General features: G+C 41.4%; 1 protein-coding gene. It reads right to left on the reverse strand.

The features are described from left to right. Positions 1 to 53: 53 nt before the first annotated feature. A complete protein-coding gene (gene dapB / locus L1D51_RS21515) occupies positions 54 to 851 on the reverse strand; it encodes a 4-hydroxy-tetrahydrodipicolinate reductase (RefSeq protein WP_054561703.1) in 798 nt (265 codons plus the stop codon). Positions 852 to 943: the final 92 nt, after the last annotated feature.

A 943-nucleotide genomic window follows, 5' to 3' on the forward strand; every position in this document is an offset into this window, starting at 1 on the left:
AAATAAGCGTTATTAACTAAAAATTCACTGAAACTGCCAAAAAAGAAACTAAACTACTTCAAGTCAAGCACATCTTGCATGTCATAAAGTCCAGCTGGTTTATTTTTCAACCAGCCCGCAGCTCTTACAGCACCTAATGCGAAGGTCATTCTTGAACTTGCTTTATGAGTTAATTCTAGCCTTTCGCCAGAAGTTGCGAAATATGCGGTGTGTTCACCTACTATATCTCCGCCTCTCATGACTGAATAACCGATTTCATTTTGCGATTTTGCGTGTTCGTCATTGCTTCTATCAAAACGCGCGACTTCATCATGCTGCCAACCTTTTGCCTCGGCAATAGCTTCACCAATTGCCAATGCAGTTCCTGATGGCGCATCGATTTTGTGACGATGGTGGGCCTCAAATATTTCGATATCCATATCATCGCCAAACTTCACAGCCGCAGTCTGCACTAAGTTAAGCAGTAAATTCACACCTACGCTATAGTTGCGGGCAAAAACAATCGGAATGTGTTTCGCCGCTTCATGAAGCGCATCAAGATCATCTTGGTTAAGGCCCGTAGTACCAATAACCATGGCGATATTTTTTTCGACCGCTGTTTTTAAATGGTTGCGCATTCCTGCCGGTAAAGTGAAATCAATCAATACATCTGCATCTTTTACGTCTGTTTCTTTACTAAATGATACATCTGCTGATGCAGCGCTATTTAATTGATTAACCGCAATATCTAAAAGTGGCGAGTTATCACGCACGTACGCGCCCGTTAATGTTGCGTCATCTTTTTTTGAGACAGCTTCTAAAAGTGCAAGTCCCATGCGGCCGTTTGCGCCAAATACACCTATGCGGTTCATATAGTTACCTTATCTATTCTTCTTAGCTGGCTGGATTTTATCGAAAACTCATGTAATAGTCAGGTTAGCTTATAAAAAATACAGAGCTAATT

The organism is Pseudoalteromonas shioyasakiensis, from assembly GCF_022398475.1.
GTDB lineage: Bacteria > Pseudomonadota > Gammaproteobacteria > Enterobacterales > Alteromonadaceae > Pseudoalteromonas.